This window comes from Streptomyces palmae, from assembly GCF_004684805.1.
Classification (GTDB): domain Bacteria; phylum Actinomycetota; class Actinomycetes; order Streptomycetales; family Streptomycetaceae; genus Streptomyces; species Streptomyces palmae.
In genome coordinates this window covers 1-2,093 of sequence record NZ_SRID01000612.1, presented here as the reverse complement: position 1 = coordinate 2,093, position 2,093 = coordinate 1, and the positions used below count along the sequence as shown (strand labels likewise).

Genomic DNA, 2,093 nt, shown 5'->3' with positions numbered 1-2,093 from the left:
CCACCGACCCACCGCCCCCAGGGGAGCGGCAGGCCGACGGGGACGGCGGGCCCCGGCGCCCTACCGCGAGCCGGTCAGAACACCGGCGTACCCTCCCGGGTCAGCTTCCAGTCCACCGAGGCGAACCGCGCACCATCGATCGAACCCTTCGCCTTCACCCAGCTGATGATGGTGTTGCGGATCTCCTCCGAGTTCGCCCACACCTGCTGGGCCGAGGCCACATGCGGGAAGTTCCCGCCACCCGACGCCCGGTAGTTGTTCACCGCCAGCACGAAGCGCGCCGCCGGATCGATCGGCTCCCCCTGGAAGGACAGCTTCCCGATCCGCGCCCCCGGCTCCCTGGCGATGTCGATCTCATACGTCAGACCACTCACCGCGTCGTAGTTGTAGTCCGGGATGTTCTCCGCGTTGGTGAGCTTCGCCGGATCCACCTCGGCGCCCACCGGCGTCCGCGCGTAGTACCGCGCCGAGAACTCCAGGTAGTCCTTCAGCTGCGCCCCGGTCAGCACCCGCGCCTCCAGCGTGTTCTCGAACGGGTAGAGCCCCGCCACCTCCCGGATCGTCACCTGACCCGCCGGAATCGCCGCCGTACGCGAGAAGCAGGACGCCTGGGAGAGCACCGGCAGCGCCGCGTACTCCGTCCCCGCCAGCGCCTCCCGCACCGTCTCCGCCTGCACATGGTTGATGAAGTCGATGATCGCGGTGTCCTTGTACGGCGCCTCGTCCGCCGCCATCGCCGCCGTGGAGGTCCCGATGACCTGGTTCACATAGGCCACCACCTTGCGGTGCTCGTCACTCAGCAGCCCGGTGATCTCCGGGTCCTCCGCCGCCGTGTTGGAGTTCACCACCCGCGCCGAGACCGACTCCACCGTCCAGCGGCCCTTGCCCCACACCAGCTCGAAGTCGAACAGCGTCAACCGCTGCCCCCACCGCAGCGGCTCCGAGAGCACCACCTCGGCACCGGTCTGCTGGTTCACCACCCGGTACTCCGGGATCTCCAGGTGCGCGTGCCCCACCAGGATCGCGTCGATCCCCGGCACCCGCTCGGCCACCAGCGCCGCCGCGTTCTCCACGTACGGCACCTGGTCCCCGTAGCTGGAGGTGCCGCTGGTGCCCGAGTGCGCCGCGACGACCACCACGTCCGCGCCCATCGAACGCAGCTTGGGCACCCACACCGCGGCCTGCTCCTCAAGCCCCGGGAAGGTCATCTTGCCCTGCACGTTGGCCTTGTCCCAGATGGCGATCCCCGGGTTGGTCAGACCCAGCACCGCCACCTTCACATCCCGGCCGTGCGGGGTACGCAGCCGCGTCATCCAGTACGGCGGGAAGGCCGGCCGCAGCGTCACCGCGTCCAGCGCGTTCGCCCCCAGCAGCGGGAAGTCGCACTGCTCCTCGAACTTCCGCAGCACCGGGATGCCGTAGTTGAACTCGTGGTTGCCCAGCGCCGCAGCGTCATAGCCGATCGCGTTCATCGCCTGCGCCATCGGATGCACCGGGCCACCCGCACCGGTGATCGGGTCCACCTTGGCGTAGTAGTACGACAGCTGGGTGCCCTGGATGGTGTCGCCCGCGTCGATCAGCAGCGTGTTCCCGCGGCCCTTCTCCTGACGCACCTGCTTCACCAGCGTCGAGATCTTCGCCAGGCCCACGTCGTTGTGCGCCTTGTCGTCGTACTCGGCGTCGGTGAAGTAGTCCCAGTTGAAGACGTTGCCATGCAGGTCCGTGGTGCCCATCACCGTGAAGGAGTACCGCTTGGCGTGCGAGCCCGCCGCCTGCCGGCCCTGAGCCTGGGCCGGCGCCGCGGCCACCGCCCCGGTCAGCGCGACCCCCGCGCCAGTGGCGGCCGAACGGCCCAGGAACGTCCTACGGTTGAGCGGCATGTGCATCTCCCTGATGAACCGTGCACAACTGAACAATGTGCACAACGCGCGTAGATTCTGACCTGAACACCCGACTCCGCAACACCCCCGGCAGGTTGCGATCAGGTTGCTCCCCGGCCATGGCAAGGTGATGCGGGCCACTCAGCCGCAGTCGAACAGGAGCCACCGGATGAGCCCGCGCCCGCAGCGCCCCCACCAGCACTACGGCACCCC

1 protein-coding gene is annotated in these 2,093 nt (G+C 68.9%); it reads right to left on the bottom strand.

Annotated elements, in window-relative coordinates; translation table 11 throughout:
• Nucleotides 1-74: 74 nt before the first annotated feature.
• A complete protein-coding gene (locus E4099_RS31485; protein WP_135342509.1) occupies nt 75-1,880 on the bottom strand; it encodes a bifunctional metallophosphatase/5'-nucleotidase in 1,806 nt (601 codons plus the stop codon).
• Nucleotides 1,881-2,093 lie beyond the last annotated feature (213 nt).

What these genes read in the sequence shown, in the direction of transcription:
- E4099_RS31485 (WP_135342509.1), bottom strand. Translation starts at nt 1,880, where the DNA reads ATGCCGCTCAACCGTAGGACGTTCCTGGGCCGTTCGGCCGCCACTGGC.